Origin of the sequence: Burkholderia sp. SIMBA_062 (genome assembly GCF_046534765.1) — a bacterium.
GTDB classification, from domain to species: Bacteria; Pseudomonadota; Gammaproteobacteria; order Burkholderiales; family Burkholderiaceae; genus Burkholderia; species Burkholderia ambifaria.
Map to the genome: position 1 here is coordinate 1 of NZ_JAWRYD010000589.1, position 239 is coordinate 239.

A 239-nucleotide genomic window follows, 5' to 3' on the forward strand; every position below is an offset into this window, starting at 1 on the left:
CCAGACCATCCAATTCCCACTCCCTGAGTAAGATTATTAGCCAAAACCGAAGCGATCCCTTGAAATTGATTGGCATTTGTAGCATCTACTATGGTTAGTTTACTTGTAGGTGCTGCACTTCCTATCCCTACTCTATTATTCGATGCATCTACAGAGAATGTAGTTCCATCTACAGAAAATGCATTCGTTGCAGTTCCATTAAATGATAATGTATTAGTACCTTGAGTAACCGCTCTGTT

Annotated in this window: 1 protein-coding gene; it reads right to left on the reverse strand. The window is 39.7% G+C overall.

The features are described 5' to 3' along the window. Nucleotides 1-239: hypothetical protein (locus tag SB786_RS37555; protein ID WP_410731754.1), on the reverse strand; the 239-nt coding region annotated here is incomplete at both ends.